Below are 16,082 nucleotides of genomic sequence, written 5' to 3' on the forward strand. Positions count from 1 at the left end.
GCCTCGCGCGGCCGTTTTCCGAGTGCACAACCTCCATTCCTGTTCGCCTGAAATCCACGCTTCGATAAACGCGCATGCCGCGATGCTCGCCGGCTGGGGAGTACCGCGCGCGGCGATCGAGCGCGCGTCGGAAGCGGCCGTCATCGTGGCGTCGCTGACCGAAGACGCGGGGCTCGCCGCCGCCCTGCTCGCACAGGTGGCCTTCAGTGCGGAGGCCGAAGAATCGCGCGAAGTGGAGCTGCATTTCGGTCCGGCCGTGAGCGCGCTGGCGCGCGAACTCGCGCATTTCGGCGACATCCGCCTGACAGCCGCGTCGGCCGCGTCTCACCACCTCGAACCCGCGCAGGCCGAAGCCCTGCGCAAGATGTTGCTCTCGGTGGTCAGCGATCCGCGCCTGGTGCTGGCGCGCCTCGCCCGCCAGCTGGTGGATCTGCAGGCGTCCAAGGACGGCCACGCCGAGACGCGCGAGCGGCTGGCACTCGAAACGCGCGAAGTGTTCGCGCCGCTCGCGAACCGGCTGGGCCTGTGGCAGCTCAAATGGGAACTGGAGGATTTTGCCTTCCGCTTCCTGCAGCCGGACGACTATCGCCGCATCGCCGGCGCGCTGGCCGAAAAACGCGCCGACCGCGAACGCTACATCGCGGAGCTGTGCCGCACGCTCGAGGACATGATGCGGCACGCCGGCATCAGCGCCGAGGTGAATGGCCGCCCGAAGCATATCTACAGCATCCACCGGAAGATGGAACGCAAGCAGCTGACCTTCGAGCAGGTGTTCGACCTGCGTGCCGTGCGCATCGTCACGGCGACGGTGGCGGATTGCTACGCGGTGCTGGGACTCGTGCATGGCCGCTACACCTACATTCCGGGCGAGTTCGACGACTACATCGCGACGCCGAAGGACAACTTCTACCGCTCCATCCACACCGCCGTGTTAGGACCGGAAGCCAAGGTGGTCGAAGTGCAGATCCGCACGCGCGAGATGCACGACCAGGCCGACCTCGGTCTCGCGGCCCATTGGAAATACAAAGAGGGGCGCTACATGGAGTCGCGCCCCCACGACGTCACCTACGATCGCAAGATCGAGTGGGTGCGCAAGCTGCTCGAGCCGACGCACGGCGACAAGGACTTTCTCGATGAGGTACGGGCCGAGCTGTTCGAGGATCGCGTCTACGCGTTGACCCCGAAGGGCGAAGTGGTCGATCTACCGCTGCACGCGACCCCGCTCGATTTCGCCTATCACGTGCACACCGACCTGGGGCACCGCTGCCGCGGCGCGCGCGTGAACGGCCGCATCGTGCCGCTGACCCGGGCGCTGGCCAACGGCGAAATCGTCGAGATCATCACGCACAAACACCCGCAGCCGAGCCGCGACTGGTTGTCCGAAACGCAGGGGTTCCTGGTCTCGCCGCGCAGCCGTTCCAAGGTGCGCGCCTGGTTCCGGAAGTTAGACGAGGAAGGTGCGCAGGCAGCGAGTGTGCCGGCTGAGCCGGCCGCGGCCGTGCCGGCACCCGCGCCGCCGCGCCGCAAGGCGCCGACCCGCAAAAGCGCGCGTTCGCCGGTGATCCTGGGAGGCGTCGAAGACCTGCCCGTAAGTCTGGCGCGCTGCTGCGCGCCCGTGAAACCCGAGCCCATCGCCGGCTACGCGACCATCGGTCGCGGCGTCACCATTCATCGGGCGGATTGCCCGGGTTTGAAACGCATGAGTGCGCCGCGCCCCGACCGGTTGATAGCCGCGGAATGGGCCGACGCCGCGCAAACCCAGCCAGTAACGCTCAATATTGTCGCGATCGACCGACAGGGACTGGTCCGGGACATCGGCGATCTGCTCGCGAGCGAAAAAATCTCCATCGAAATGATGCACACCACTACCGACCGGGCGCAGTCGACGGCTACCATCGACGTGCGAGTGGCGATTGACGGTGTCGAGCATCTGACGCGTTTACTGCAGCGTATCCGGAAGGTGGGAAGTGTCCTTTCGGTGCGCCGCTCGGGTTAACTTAAGCCCGAAGGGCGGTCCCCCAGCCGGGGCCGAAACGTGACGTGTTGCGACGCCCAAAAGAGCCGTTTCGCGTTTACTCACAAGGGATTTTTCCTAGTTTTTTTCCGGGGTAACAAGACCGCTCATGCGTGTCCTGCTGGTCGACCATGACTCAGAGGCTCTCGAGGCCATTGCGCGTGCCATTCGTGGGGTGCTCGAACTCGACTGCGTGACCAGCAAGGGCGATGCGCTCCTGCTGCTGCGCCAGAACACGTATGACGTGCTCATCGCCTGTGAGCGCGCCATCGACGGTTCGGGCCTGGACCTGCTCGGCCGCACGACCCGCACCGCGGTTCCGCTCAAGCGCATCTTCGCCGCGGCTCCCGAGCGGTTGCAGTTGTTAGGCCCGCGGCTCGCGCCGTTCAAGGTGCAGCGGACGATCAACTACCCCATCGATCTCGAAGAGTTGTGGCTGGCCATCGCGCAGGTGACCGGCGGGCCCGACGACGGGACCGACGGCACCATCGAACGCGTGGTGCTCGACGAGCGCGGCATTCCTTCCGCCGGCAGCGTGCCGCGCGGTCCGATTCCGCCGCGTCCACCCGCGCCGTTGTCAGCCGCATCACCGCTGCCGGTTGCCGCCGCACCGCAGCCCGGCACGTCGGCATCGGGTCGATACGCCATCGCGCGCCTCGCACAAGCCCAGCCGGAACCGCCGCCGCGTGCTCCGCCGCCGCGCTCCATTCCGGGCCCGGCCGCGCGTGCCTCCGCGCCGGCGCAGATGCGTGCGCCCGCAGCACCCATGCAATCCATTCCGCCGATGCCGCTGAGCGCGGCGGCGCCGCGCGACATGCTGCCGGCGTGGACTCCCGAAGCGCCGTCCGAAGACGATTTCGCTGCCATCGCGGCGCAGGCGCGGCTCGGCGTGCAGCAGAAGGTCGTGGATGAAGCCTCGCGCCGCAAGCGGCAGCGTCTGTTCACCGCCTGCGGCATCGCCGTCGTGGTGGCGGGCGCCCTCGTGTTCCTGATCGAGAAGTTCTACGACCCCGCCGCGCGCGCGCGCGAACAGGTCATCACTGCTGAAAAGACGCGCATGTCGGAGGAGCAGAAGGTCACCGACAACCTGATGATGATCGAGGTCGACATCGAGCAGGCGATCATGAACAACGACTTCGACACGGCACGCCGCGAGCTCGCGACGCTGGTCGAAAAGGCGCCCGACCATCCGCGCCGCGAGTTCCTGCAGGCTTCGATCGACCGCGCCGTCGAACTCGCCAAGTTGTCGCCCCAAGGCCCGGACAAGGTTGCGGACAAGGGCGTTGCGAAGACGTCCGTGCCGACGCAGGCGGCGGTGCTGCCCACGGCCGGCGAACCACGCAACAGCGCGCGCCTGCGCCCCGCGGAGCGCGCCGTCGATCGCACGCCGGAACGAGTCGTGTCACGAGCTCCGGAACGCACCGTCGCACAACGCACGCTGCGCGAGGCACCGTCCACGCTGCCGCGTACGTATGGCGCGCCGATCGGCGAGGCGCCGCGCGAAAGCATTCCGCTCAACGCGCCCATCAATGCCGCACCCACCACGACGATGCGGCGCAATGACAATGCCTTCAGCGGACGCACCGTCGAGGCCAGCGACAACTCCGCGACGCGCTCTCCCACTCCGGCGCCCGCCACGCGCTACCCGGCTGCACCGCCTCCCGGCGCGGCTGCGAATTCCGTCGTCACGCCTGCACCGGCCGCCGCCGGTTCCGCCGCGGTGAACATGCCGCCGGTCGCGGCGCCCGCGCCGGCACCGCCCGCCGCCACGGATGTCGTGCTCGCGAAAATCGTCAAGCGCGTATCCCCCGTATTGCCGGGCGGACTTCCGCGCAAGGCAAAGGGCTACGTACTGGTCCAATACAACATCACCGAGGCGGGTCGGGTCAGTGATGTCGAGGTACTGGAATCGGAGCCCGCCGGCACCTTCGACGATGCCGCGCTGGACGCGGTGCGCAAGTGGGTCTATGAGCCGCGCAAGGAAAACGGCGTGGCCGTCGCGTCGCCGGCGAAAGCGAAGCTGGTATTCGACGCGTCTAACTAGACGGTTGCGCCGCCGTCATCGCCGCCGCGCGCATCGAAACTATCGGTTGATGTTGTCGATGGCGCGCTTGTCGGCCGCGAGGGCCGCTTCATGCAGCGCTTCGGACAGGGTCGGATGCGCGTGGATCGTGCGCTGCAGATCTTCGCTGCTGGCCGAATACTCCATCGCGAGCACCGCCTCGGCGATCAGTTCGCCCGCCATCGGTCCGATGATGTGTACGCCCAGGATTTCGTCGTCATCCTGCGCGGCGATCAGCTTCACGAAGCCCGCGGTCGCTTCCATCGCCCGCGCGCGGCCACTGGCCGCGAAGGGGAACTGTCCGATCTTGTAGGGGCGTCCGCCCGCCTTCACCTGCTCTTCCGTCAGGCCCACCCAGGCAATCTCCGGGTGCGTATAGATGACGGAAGGCACGGTGTGGTAGTTCGTGTGGCCATATCTGCCGGCGATCAGGTCGCCGACCATGACGCCCTCTTCCTTGGCTTTGTGCGCGAGCATCGGGCCGCGCACGCAATCGCCCACCGCCCAGACATTCTCGACGCTGGTCTTGCAGTGATCGTCGACCTTGATGAAGCCGCGTTCGTCGAGCAACACGCCGGTGCCGTCGGCCAGCAGGTTCTTCGTGAACGGCTTGCGGCCCACGGCCACGATGAGTTTGTCGACGGTGATCGTCTGGTTGCCGGTGGCGTCCGAGTAGCTGACCTCGACCGAACTACCGGAGATCTTGGCGCCCGAAACTTTCGCGCCGAGCTTGATATCCAGGCCCTGCTTCTTGAAATGCCGTGCGGCTTCCTTCGCCAGACCCTGGTCGGCCACCGCGAGGAACGTATCGAGCGCTTCGAGCACCACGACTTCGCTGCCGAGACGGCGCCACACACTACCGAGCTCGAGGCCGATGACCCCGGCTCCGACCACGGCGAGTTTCTTCGGCACGGCGTCGAAATCGAGCGCGCCCCAGGAATCGACGATGTTCTTGCCGTCGAACGGCATGCTCTTGAGCTCGGTCGGGATCGAGCCGCTCGCCAGCACGATGTGTCTGGCAGTGAGCGTTTCGACCTTGCCGTCGTGCGCCGTGAACTCGACCTTGCCTTTGCCGAGTAGTTTGCCGTGACCCTGCAGCGGCGTGACACCCGCGCCCTTGAGCAGCATGGCGATACCGGTGGTGCTGGCCTTCACGATGCCCGTCTTGCGCTTCTGCATCTGGGCGACGTCGAATTCCACGCTGCCGACCTTGATGCCGTGCACGGCGAGCTCTTCTTTCGTCTTGTGATACAGCTCGCTCGATTCGAGCAGCGCCTTCGACGGAATGCAGCCGGCGTTCGTGCAAGTGCCACCAAAGACGGCAGTGCCGTCCTTGTTCTTCCACTCGTCGATGCAGGCGACCTTGAGTTTGTTCTGGCCGGCGCGGATGGCGGCGGGATAACCGGCGGGACCGCCACCGATGACTATTACATCGAATTCTTTGGCACCGAGTTCATTGGCCATTTGGTTTCCTCAGACGCCGAGCAGCAGACGCGCCGGATCTTCCAGGCAATCCTTGATGGTCACGAGGAATTGCACGGCCTCGCGGCCGTCGATGATGCGGTGATCGTAGGACAGCGCCACGTACATCATCGGCCGGATGACGATCTCGCCGTTCACGACCACGGGCCGATCCATGGTCTTGTGCATGCCGAGGATCGCGCTCTGCGGCATGTTCACGATGGGCGTCGACTGCAGCGAACCGAACGTGCCGCCATTGGTGATGGAGAACGTGCCGCCGGTGAGTTCTTCGAGAGTGATCTTGCCTTCGCGGGCACGCGTGGCAAACACGCCGATGTTCTTTTCGACGTCCGCGTAGCTCTGCAGGTCCGCGTCGCGCAGTACCGGCACCATCAGGCCTTTTTCCGTCGACACCGCGACACCGATGTCGTAGTACTCGTGATAGACGATGTCGTTGCCTTCGATCGACGCATTCACCGTCGGGAAGCGTTTCAGCGCCTCGACCGCGGCCTTCACGAAGAACGACATGAAGCCCAGCTTCACGCCGTGTTTCTTCTCGAAGCTGTCCTTGTACTTCGCACGCACGTCCATGACGGCCTTGAGATCGACTTCGTTGAACGTGGTGAGCTGTGCCTGTGTCTGCTGGGCTTCGAGCAGGCGCTGGGCGATACGCGCGCGCAGGCGCGTCATCGGCACGCGCTGGTCCTGGCGGCCGGCGGCGCCGCTGACCGTGGCCGGCGCGGCAACCGCGGCAACCTTGTCAGGCGCAGCGGCCGCGGGCTTGTCCAGATAGTCCACGACATCGCCCTTGGTGATGCGTCCATCGCGGCCCGAGGCCGGAATCTTCGACGGGTCGAGTTGCTTTTCTTCGACCATGCGGCGCACCGAGGGAGCGAGCTTGTCACCACCCGCGGGTGCGGCGGCGGCTTTCGCGGCAGCGGGCGCCGGAGCGGCAGCAGCAGGGGCAGGCTTGGCGGCAGCGGGAGCAGGAGCAGGAGCAGCAACAGCCGCGGCGCCTTCTTCGAGAACGGCGAGCACCTGGCCACTGGTGACCGACGTGCCGGCGACGATGCGCAATTCCTTCAACACGCCGCTGACTGGCGCGGGGACTTCGAGCACGACCTTGTCGGTCTCGAGGTCCGCGAGGTTTTCATCCCGCGTCACGGCCTGCCCAGCCTGTTTGTGCCAGGTGACGAGCGTCGCATCGGCGACCGACTCGGGTAACTGCGGAACTTTGATTTCAATGGCCATGTTGTTTGTATGTCCTTAACGCGACGTGCCAGTGGCGGCCGCTGGCGTTGCCGTGAGGCGCTTGGTTTCGCGCGCCCCGTCTTCTTTGTTGGTGGCCGTCAACGCGGCTTCGATCAGGCCGCGCTGCTCGGCGTCGTGGATCTTCGAAATACCGGTCGCGGGCGCAGCGGCCGGCGGACGGCCGGCGTACAGCAACTCGCGTTTCCCCACCATCGCCTGCAGGCGATGGCGGATCTGGTACCAGGCGCCCTGGTTCTGCGGCTCTTCCTGGCACCACACGACTTCGCGTGCGTTGGGATACTTCGCGAGCAAAGCTTCCATCTCCGGCACCGGGAATGGATACAGCTGCTCGACTCTCACCAGGGCAACGTCATTGTTGCTGGTCGCTCGGCGCGCCTTCAGCAGGTCGAAGTACACCTTGCCGGAGGACAACACCACGCGGCGCACGTTCGCCGCCTGCGGCTTGTCGATGTCGTCGATGACGACGGCAAATTCGCCATTGGCCAGGTCTTCGAGCGAAGACACGGACAGCTCGTGACGCAGCAGCGACTTCGGTGTCATCACGATGAGCGGTTTGCGCAGACTGCGCAGGATCTGCCGGCGAATCATGTGATACATCTGCGCCGGCGTCGACGGCACACACACCGCCATGTTGTTCTCCGCGCACAGCTGCAGGAAGCGTTCGAGGCGCGCGGAGGAATGCTCCGGCCCCTGGCCTTCGTAGCCATGCGGCAGGAACAGCGCGAGACCGCAGAGGCGGCCCCACTTCGCTTCGCCCGAGCTGATGAACTGGTCGATGATGACCTGCGCACCGTTGACGAAATCGCCGAACTGGCCTTCCCAGATGACGAGCGCCGACGGATCGGTGGTCGAGTAACCGTATTCGAAACCGAGCACGGCCTCTTCCGACAACACGGAGTCCGTGATCTGGAACGAAGGCTGACGCTCCGCGATGTGCTGCAGCGGAATGTACTGCGCGCCGGTGGCCTGCTCGTGCAACACGGCATGGCGATGGAAGAAAGTGCCGCGGCCGGCGTCCTGCCCGGTGAAGCGGATCGAATTGCCTTCCTCGAGGATGCTGGCGTACGCCAACGTTTCCGCGCAGCCCCAGTCGAGCGGCAATTCCCCGTGAATCATCTTCACGCGATTCGCCATGACCTGCGCGACGCGCGGATGCAGCGCGAAATTCTCGGGGACTTTCACGATGCGTTCGCCGAGCGATTTCAGGCGCGCCATGTTGCCGCCGCCCTTCACGCGCTCGGTCCAGTCGTTGCCGAGATACTTGCTCCAGTCGACGGTGTACTTGTTGCCGATCATGCCGAGCGAGGCGCGCGCCTGCGGGCGCCCTTCGTCGAGACCCTGGCGATACGACTCGCTCAAGGCGGCGGCTTCGGCATCGGTCAGCACACCGGCGGCCGCGAGGCGGTCGGCGTAGATCTTGCGCGTGGTCGGATGTTTGCGGATGGTCTGGTACATCACCGGCTGCGTGGCCGCCGGCTCATCCGCCTCGTTGTGGCCGTGACGGCGATAACACACGAGGTCGATGACCACGTCCTTGTGGAACCGCTGGCGGTAGGCCAGCGCGAGGCGCGTGACGAACACGACGGCTTCCGGATCGTCGCCGTTCACGTGGAAGATGGGCGTCTCGAGCATCTTCGCGACGTCCGAGCAGTACATCGTCGAACGCGTGTCGCGCGGATCCGAGGTGGTGAAACCCACCTGGTTGTTGATGATGACGTGGACGCTGCCACCGGTGAAGAACGCGCGCGCCTGCGACAGCTGCAGCGTCTCCATGACGACGCCCTGGCCGGCGAAGGCCGAGTCGCCGTGAATGAGGATGGGCAATACGCGCGTGCCGGCCGTGTCGCCGCGGCGCTCCTGCCGCGCGCGCACCGAACCTTCGACCACCGGGTTCACCACCTCGAGGTGCGAGGGGTTGAACGCGAGTGCGACGTGTACGTTGCCGCCGGGCGTGCGCAGATCCGACGAGAAGCCTTTGTGGTACTTCACGTCGCCCGAGCCTTGCATGTGCGCGGTGTCGTATTTGCCTTCGAATTCGTTGAACAGCACCGACGGCGACTTGCCTAACAAGTTCACCAGTACGTTGAGGCGGCCGCGATGCGCCATGCCGATGACACACTCTTCGACGCCCTGCTCGCCGCCGCGCTGGATGAGATCGTCGAGCAGCGGAATCATCGAATCGCCGCCTTCGAGCGAGAAGCGCTTCTGGCCGACGTATTTGGTGTGCAGGTAACGCTCGAGGCCTTCGGCCGCCGAGAGCTGCCACAGAATGTTTTTTTGTTCTTCGACGGTGAGCTTGCCCGTCAGACGGCCGACCAGGTACTGGTCCTGCAGCCACAGGCGTTCTTCGGTATTCGACACGTGCGCGAACTCGGCGCCGATCGTGCCGCAGTAGGCATATTCGAGCTGGGCGACAATCTCGCGCAGCTTGAGCCGCGGTGCGAGCTCGCTCGGACGCGAACCGGTCAGGAACTCGGTGTCGAGGTCGGCATCGGTGAGGCCGAAATAGCCGAGCTCGAGTACGCGCGGCCGTTCGCGTTTCTGCAGCCCGAGCGGATCGAGATTGGCGATCAGATGGCCGCGATTGGCGTAGATCTGCACCAGGCGCGAGACCGCGCCCTGCTTGGCGGCCGTTTCACCGCCGCGCGATACCGCACCTGCCGCGAGCCGCGGCTTGCCGGCGCGTTGCAGAATTCCCGCCTGCACGGCGGAGTGAATCTGTTCGGCACCCGCGCCGTCGCGCAACTTCTGAAAGTAGTCGCGCCACTTCGCATCGACCGATTGAGGATCGGTCAGGAACTGCTCATAAAGAGCTTCAACGTAAGGAGCGTTGCCACCCGACAGAGGCGTGGATGCCAGCAACTCGCCAAGGCTTCCGGCCATACGAGAAAAAATCCTGTGGACTCAAGGTCCTGGAGCAATAAGGGGGCGGTATGTTAGCCGAAGCGGCCCCCACCCGAAAGGCGACCAGTGCCTAATCTAGGGGAATGTTACGTAAAAGAAAGAGCTCGTAACCCACGAGCACGCAATACATTCCAAGGACGGCGTACAACACCCATCCCACCGCCTTGCCGAAAAAACGCAGCCGCGCCAAGAGCGTCAGAACGACGACACCCAGGGCGGTCAAGCCGAATTTCCAGTAAGCGAAGCTGTGCCCCGAGCCGCGGACCAGCGGATCCATGAGCGGATTGACCTCATTCGCACCATGGCCGATCAGAATGAGCGTCAGGAACGCGTCGGCGCCGCACAGAACCAGGATCAGGACGCCGACCGCGAGCCACTGCGGATGAAACCAGTCGGTAACGACGATGTGACGTTCGGTGTCGCGGCGCGGAGCGATGCGTCGGCGTTGGAAGTTGCCATGCCACAACGCACGAAGGACGGAACGACGCCGTTCGATGGGGACGCGTCGTTCGATACTGGGTTGAGGCATGTGGCATTCATTCTAGAGTGCCGCCGCTTCGCGGACGGTCGCGAACACGCAAAGGCGTGTGAGCCAAGTCCCATTTCGTTTCAGTAGCTGTAGCGCAGCTCCGCCATGACGCTGCGGCGAATCTCGCGGCCCTGCGGTTCCGCGTACTCACGATGCGTTTCGTTAAGTAAGTTGAAACCCTTGACAGCGATCTCGAGACGCTCGCTGGCGCGCCAGCCGACGTGCGCCGAGAGTTCGGTGTATTCCGGAACCGCGGGGCTTGGCATCGCGCCGACTTTGCGCCACACCGCATCGACGCTGAACTTGCCGAAGTCCATCGAGGATTTGAGCAGATACCTCGAGGTGGGATCGTTGCCTGCCTGGCCGATACCGGCGAGACCCGACCCGCCCTCGCTGAATTCCAGCCGCTTGTGCACCGAGCGATATCCGGGCGACAGACGCCACCAGGCGTTCACCTGCAGATTGGCCCAGGCCTCGATACCGTACGTGCTGCCCTCGATGAAATTCCCCCAGCGCAACGGCAGCAAGGTCACCGGGGTGATCTCGATGCTGCGCAAATCGTCGTACTCGTCGTAGAAGACGCTTGCGGAGAACGACACGGTGGCGCTGGGCTGGCCGCGATAACCGATCTCGTACGCGGTCACTTTCTCCGGCTTGAAGTCCGGATCGCCTCTCAGGAACAGCTGTCCGTCGACGAACTCCTGCACGTCCGTGTCGAACGGGGTCGGCGCGCGGATCGCCCGCGAACCGGCGATCCAGAGAAGCGTGGTGTCGTTCGGCGACCAGGAAAGCCGCAGGTCCGGCAGGACGCTCCAGTCCGAGTAGCTGTTGTCCTCGAGCTTGATGCCCGCCACCAGCTTGATCTCGTCGGTCAGCGCGATGTTGTCCTGGACGAACAGGTTGGTCTGCTCGAGCGTGCGATGGTCGGGGACGAACGCGAGCACGTTGTTGACGGTGTGATAGTCGTTCGAACGCCGGCCCACACCCCAGATGAGGTGGTGCCGCGTACCGAGCGCTGCGCTCTGCTGCAACTCGAAGTCATAGGTGTCGATGTCGTATGCGATGCCGCTCGGCGGGTGGTCGCGCTGCACACGGTCGTAGTAGACCTGCACACGCGTCGAAACCGGGCCCGCGTGTTCCCATCGGCCGAGCACGTTCGCGCCGGTGAAGCCGACGCCGTCGTCCTCGAGGAAATTCTGGCTGGCGCGTTCATAGTCGCCCTGCACTGTGAACATGTCCTCTGGCGAGCCGAACTCCGTACGGAACCCGGCCTGCCACTTGCTCCAGTCGTCCTGCGCGCTGTCGCCGTTGGCGAAATTGCTGGCGCCGCGATCGAACCACTTGGCGTACACACGAAACGCGCCGTCGTCGCCGAGCGCGCCGCCGTAGCGCGCGCCGATCGCCTGCTCCTCGTCCCCGGCATCGAGACGGATCAGCGCACCCTTCGTGTCGGCGGCCTTGCGCGTGATGATGTTGATCACGCCGTTCATTGCGTTCGCGCCCCACAACGTGGCGCCGGGCCCGGAGATGACTTCGATGCGATCGATGTCATCCATGAGCACATCCTGCATGTCGTAGACGACACCGGAAAACAGCGGCGAATACACGCTGCGCCCGTCGATGAGGATCAGAGTCTTGTTGGAGAAGTTCTGCAGGTCGGGCGAACCGGCGAGCCCACGCGCGCCGTTGGAGTATTCGCTCGAATTGAGCTGCGTCACCTGCATGTTCGGCGCGAGCCGCAATGCTTCGGGAATGCTGAGCACACCCGTGCGCAGGATTTCTTCGCGCGTGATCACGTAGATGGAGGCCGGCGCGCTCGACAGGCTCTGCGCGCTCTTGGAAACCGAGGTGACCTCGACGTTGGCGAGCTCTTCGAGCGACATGCGGCCGAGCTCGTTGATGGGGCCACCGGCATCGGCCAGCTGCTGCGCGCGGACGGCTTGCGTCATCGTCAGCAACACGGCCATGACGACGGCCGCGGTTTTGCCGGCTGCGCAGATCATTGGCTCGACCGCGTTTCAGTCATCGCCACGCGGATGACGCAGGCGGAGTTTCGATGACGCTGCATATAGGGGTCGGCGCAGTTGAACCACGCCTGCGGCCGCCGCTCCACCCGTGCGGCCACCGACAGCAAGCCGGAAGCTATCTTGAGCCGCGCACGATCCGCGGCTGCCAGCGAAACCTCGAAACGGACGTTGCGCGACACCTCGATGAAATTGATCACGCCGCCGGCATCGAGACCCTTCTCATCGTCGGTGACGATGAGGATGGGCAATTGAATCGCCGCCTCCCGCACGGAGCGGCTGCGCGCCAACGGCTCTCTGGGTCCGACATACAAGATGTGCACGCCGTCGAGCTCCGAGGCGCGCGTGACCCTGCGTACCAGCGCGGCGCGCCCGTGCACCGTCATCTTCGGCAGTAGTTCGTCGAGTTGTTTGGCGACGTCCTCGGCGCCGTACACAGCGATGACGAACGGACCCACCGCCGGAGCGTCCTCAGGCCAGTCGATGTACGAAGCAAAACGATAAAGGAATGCGGCTTTCACGGCGTCGGCGGAGAATAGCGCCGCGTGAGCCTGAAAGGCGGCTAACAGGGTTGCGAGAACGAGTAATGAGACACGCGCCATCCGTCGCGCGCGCTTCATCGCCGGCTTCGTCAACTTGGTATAGCTCCCTGATGAGGCGTGTAGGAATCGTCTGATAGCAGTGGACCGTATTTCCAAAACTTAGGCAAGATGAGCGCGCGTGAACCCTAACGAAAAATACCATCGTCGCGATGAAAGCCCGCGTTTATGGCGCGCATTGGCGTCGATGCGCAACGCCCGGCGTTCGCTGAGCGGAAAGCTCATGGTTGTAATGCTTACAACGACCGCGATCGCGCTCTCCGCAGCCGGCGCGGCGCTTCTGTTCACCGACCTGCGCGACAACCGCGCGGCCTGGGCCGACGATTTGCTGACTGAAGCCGACATTCTTTCGCTCTCCGTTCAGCCGACATTGTCTTTCAACGATCGCGAAGGCGCGCAGCGCGCGGTCATCGCCCTGCAGGCGCGCGAATCCATTCGCGTGGCGGCACTTTATACCGCCGACGGCGCCAATTTCGTCCAATACGCAAGGCGCGGGGAGAACCCGGCACCGGCAATGGTGCCGGCCATCGCGCCCGGAATACACATCGACGGCGCGCAGGTGGACCTCGTGAAGGTCGTCAAACAGGGCGACGAAATGCTCGGCACTATCTACCTGCGGGCGCAATACGATGTCGAGGGGCGCGTGCGCGCATATCTCAGCGTACTCGGGGCAGTGATGGTCATCGGCTTCATCGCGGCGCTGCTGGCCTCGAGCTGGCTGCAACGCGTGGTGAGCCGGCCGATGGAATCCATGGCCAATGTGGCGCGGCAGATCGTGGAAAAACGCGACTACTCCTTTCGCGCGGAGAAAACCACCGACGACGAGATCGGCGTGGTCATCGACGCATTCAACAAGATGCTCGACGAGGTGCAGTCGCATTCGCGCGCGCTCGAGACGAGCGAGAAGCTGTATCGCGCCATCGGCGAATCCATCAACTACGGCGTATGGGTGACGAGCGCCGACGGCCGCACGATCTACGCCAGCGATTCGTTCCTGCGGCTCGTGGGCCTCACGATGCAGCAGGCCGCGGACGACGGCTGGCGCAGCGTGCTGCATCCGGACGACATCGAGGAAACGATGTCCGCCTGGAAGGAATGCGCGCGCACCGGCAGCACCTGGTATCGCGAGCACCGCATGCTGGGTGTGGACGGCAAGTACCACTCCATCCTCGCGCAGGGTGTGCCGATCCGCGACGAACAAGGCCAGGTGCAGCGCTGGGCCGGCATCAATCTCGACATCTCGCGTCTGAAAAACACCGAACGCGCGCTGCTCGAAGCCGACCGCCGCAAGGACGAATTCCTGGCGACGCTCGCCCACGAACTGCGCAATCCGCTGGCACCGATCCGCAATGCGGTGCGTATTCTCGATTCCGCCGCCGCCGACGAGAGGCAGCGCAAGTGGGGCCGCGAGGTCATCGCGCGCCAGGTCCATCGCATGTCGCTGCTGCTCGACGACCTGCTCGACGTTTCGCGCATCACGCGCGGCCAGCTCGAGCTCAAGAAGGACTACGTCGATCTGAAATCGGTGGTGGGTGTCGCAGTGGAAACCGCAAGGCCGCTGATGGACGCCAAGCAGCACCGGCTCACCGTCCATCTACCCGCCGAGAACATCAAGCTCGAAGCCGATCCGCTGCGCCTCTCGCAGGTCATCGGCAACCTGCTGACGAATGCTGCGAAATACACCGACCCGGAAGGCGCCATCGCGCTGAATGCGCGCATCGAAAACGCCGAGCTCGTCATCGGCATCCGCGATAACGGCATCGGGCTCACGCCGGAAGTGATGCCGGGGCTGTTCACCATGTTCTCGCAGGTCAATTCGGCGGTGGATCGCGCCGAAGGCGGGCTGGGTATCGGGCTGGCGCTGGTGAAAGGACTGGTGGCGCTGCACGGCGGACGCGTGGAAGTGAAGAGCGAGGGACTGGGTAAGGGCAGCGAATTCATCGTGCACCTGCCGCACAAAGTTTTGGCGCCGAAGAACGAAGCCACGCAGGAGGCAGATAGCGGCGCCGCGAATGCCAGCTCCGTGCGGCGCGGCCGCGTGCTCGTCGCGGATGACAATCGCGATGCCGCCGAATCGCTGGCGCTGGTGCTGCGCTTCGCGGGTTACGAAGTGTTCATCGCGTTCGGCGGTGCCGAGGCGCTGGAAATCGCCGCCCGCGAGCGGCCCGATGCCGGGCTCATCGACATCGGCATGCCCGGCATGAGCGGCCATGAAGTTGCGCGCCGCATGCGGCACGAAGCCTGGGGGAAAAACGCGGTATTGATCGCGCTGACCGGCTGGGGCCAGGAGCAGGATAAACAAGCCGCGATTGCCGCGGGGTTCGACGAACACATGACGAAGCCCGTGGACCCGGTCGATGTGGAACGCATGTTAGGCGATCGGCTCCTGTCGTCCGCGAAGCCACACGCCGGCGGGCCCAGCGAATCCGTCGGCAATGGCTGAGAGGCTGTGCCGCGCCACCCCGCACACCTATATATAGGTGTGGCCGCGACCTTTGAGCCGCGCAACGCCGCACGACTGATCGAACGTGTTGATCGGCGCCCTCGCCGCCTAGCCCATGAGATGCAGCACGATCTGCCGCTCGGTCGGAACGGCGCGATGCTCAAAGAGATAGATTCCCTGCCACGTTCCGAGCATCGGCTGGTTGCCGGAAACCGGAATCGTCAGCTGCACCTGCGTCAGCGCGGTGCGCAAGTGCGCCGGCATGTCGTCGGGTCCTTCGTCGTCGTGTGTATACGAACCGTCCTCGGGTGCGAGGCGTGCGAAAAACATCTCGAGATCGGCGCGCACCGCGGGCGCGGCATTTTCCTGAATGAGCAGGGACGCCGAAGTGTGTCGACAGAACAGCGTGAGAATCCCCGCCTCGATCGGTTGGGTAGCGACCCAGCGGCGCACCTCGGCGGTTATCTCGACCAATCCGCGGCGCGGCGCCCGCGTCCGCAAAGTGTGCATCGCCTGCTTCATCTTCAAAGCTCCCGCGTTACGAACACGTGCTGCTTCAACGGCGCATTGACCGCGGTCATGTCCAACGTGCCGCGCGCTGCGCGAGCGCCGGACCTCGTTATGTCGAATACGCAGGTGTGAAACCTTCGCGGTCTCACGCGACAGCATTGCAGGGACCTGCGTTCCAGCCGACACAACGCCCGATAACTCGTTGAATTGTTCGCGATGAATCGCGCCGGCGGCCGAAGCGTATTCCTGTTCGCGAGTGGGTTC

General features: G+C 64.7%; 10 protein-coding genes. 3 read left to right on the plus strand and 7 right to left on the minus strand.

Features of this window, described 5'->3' with window-relative positions:
- The first annotated feature begins 82 nt into the window (after window positions 1-82).
- Window positions 83-1,996, plus strand: coding sequence for an HD domain-containing protein (locus WDO72_00970; protein ID MEJ0084228.1), 1,914 nt, complete (start codon window positions 83-85; stop codon window positions 1,994-1,996).
- Between the two features lie 127 nt (window positions 1,997-2,123).
- The gene (locus WDO72_00975; protein MEJ0084229.1) at window positions 2,124-4,058 is read left to right on the plus strand and encodes a TonB family protein; all 1,935 of its coding nucleotides are present in this window, start codon (window positions 2,124-2,126) and stop codon (window positions 4,056-4,058) included.
- 39 nt (window positions 4,059-4,097) lie between these two features.
- Here the strand turns inward: WDO72_00975 and lpdA are convergent, their stop codons facing one another.
- The 6 genes from lpdA to WDO72_01005 form a co-directional block, all read right to left on the minus strand.
- Window positions 4,098-5,540: a dihydrolipoyl dehydrogenase gene (gene lpdA, locus WDO72_00980; protein MEJ0084230.1), complete on the minus strand. Its 1,443-nt coding sequence runs from the start codon at window positions 5,538-5,540 to the stop codon at window positions 4,098-4,100.
- 9 nt (window positions 5,541-5,549) lie between these two features.
- Window positions 5,550-6,788 carry a 2-oxoglutarate dehydrogenase complex dihydrolipoyllysine-residue succinyltransferase gene (odhB, locus tag WDO72_00985; protein MEJ0084231.1) on the minus strand — a complete coding sequence of 413 codons (1,239 nt, stop codon included), beginning with the start codon at window positions 6,786-6,788 and terminating at the stop codon, window positions 5,550-5,552.
- A gap of 15 nt (window positions 6,789-6,803) precedes the next feature.
- Complete coding sequence (locus tag WDO72_00990) at window positions 6,804-9,692, minus strand: 2-oxoglutarate dehydrogenase E1 component (protein ID MEJ0084232.1); 2,889 nt, start codon at window positions 9,690-9,692, stop codon at window positions 6,804-6,806.
- Between the two features lie 91 nt (window positions 9,693-9,783).
- Window positions 9,784-10,242 (minus strand): DUF5658 family protein, encoded by a 459-nt coding sequence (locus tag WDO72_00995; protein MEJ0084233.1) that lies wholly within the window; start codon window positions 10,240-10,242, stop codon window positions 9,784-9,786.
- Window positions 10,243-10,322: 80 nt separating this feature from the next.
- On the minus strand, window positions 10,323-12,245 hold the full coding sequence (locus WDO72_01000) for a TonB-dependent receptor (protein MEJ0084234.1): 1,923 nt from the start codon (window positions 12,243-12,245) through the stop codon (window positions 10,323-10,325).
- Entirely contained in the window at window positions 12,242-12,787 is a 546-nt protein-coding gene (locus tag WDO72_01005) for a YfiR family protein (protein ID MEJ0084235.1), read from the minus strand. The genes WDO72_01000 and WDO72_01005 overlap by 4 nt, the downstream gene beginning before the upstream one ends.
- Before the next feature lie 301 nt (window positions 12,788-13,088).
- On the opposite strand from WDO72_01005, the gene WDO72_01010 reads away from it, so the two are divergent.
- Window positions 13,089-15,308 carry an ATP-binding protein gene (locus tag WDO72_01010; GenBank protein ID MEJ0084236.1) on the plus strand — a complete coding sequence of 740 codons (2,220 nt, stop codon included), beginning with the start codon at window positions 13,089-13,091 and terminating at the stop codon, window positions 15,306-15,308.
- Window positions 15,309-15,416: 108 nt separating this feature from the next.
- On the opposite strand, the gene WDO72_01015 is transcribed toward WDO72_01010, so the two are convergent.
- Window positions 15,417-15,830: a secondary thiamine-phosphate synthase enzyme YjbQ gene (locus WDO72_01015; GenBank protein MEJ0084237.1), complete on the minus strand. Its 414-nt coding sequence runs from the start codon at window positions 15,828-15,830 to the stop codon at window positions 15,417-15,419.
- Window positions 15,831-16,082: the final 252 nt, after the last annotated feature.

This window comes from Pseudomonadota bacterium, assembly GCA_037200975.1.
In the GTDB taxonomy this organism is placed as follows: Bacteria; Pseudomonadota; Gammaproteobacteria; order Steroidobacterales; family Steroidobacteraceae; genus CADEED01.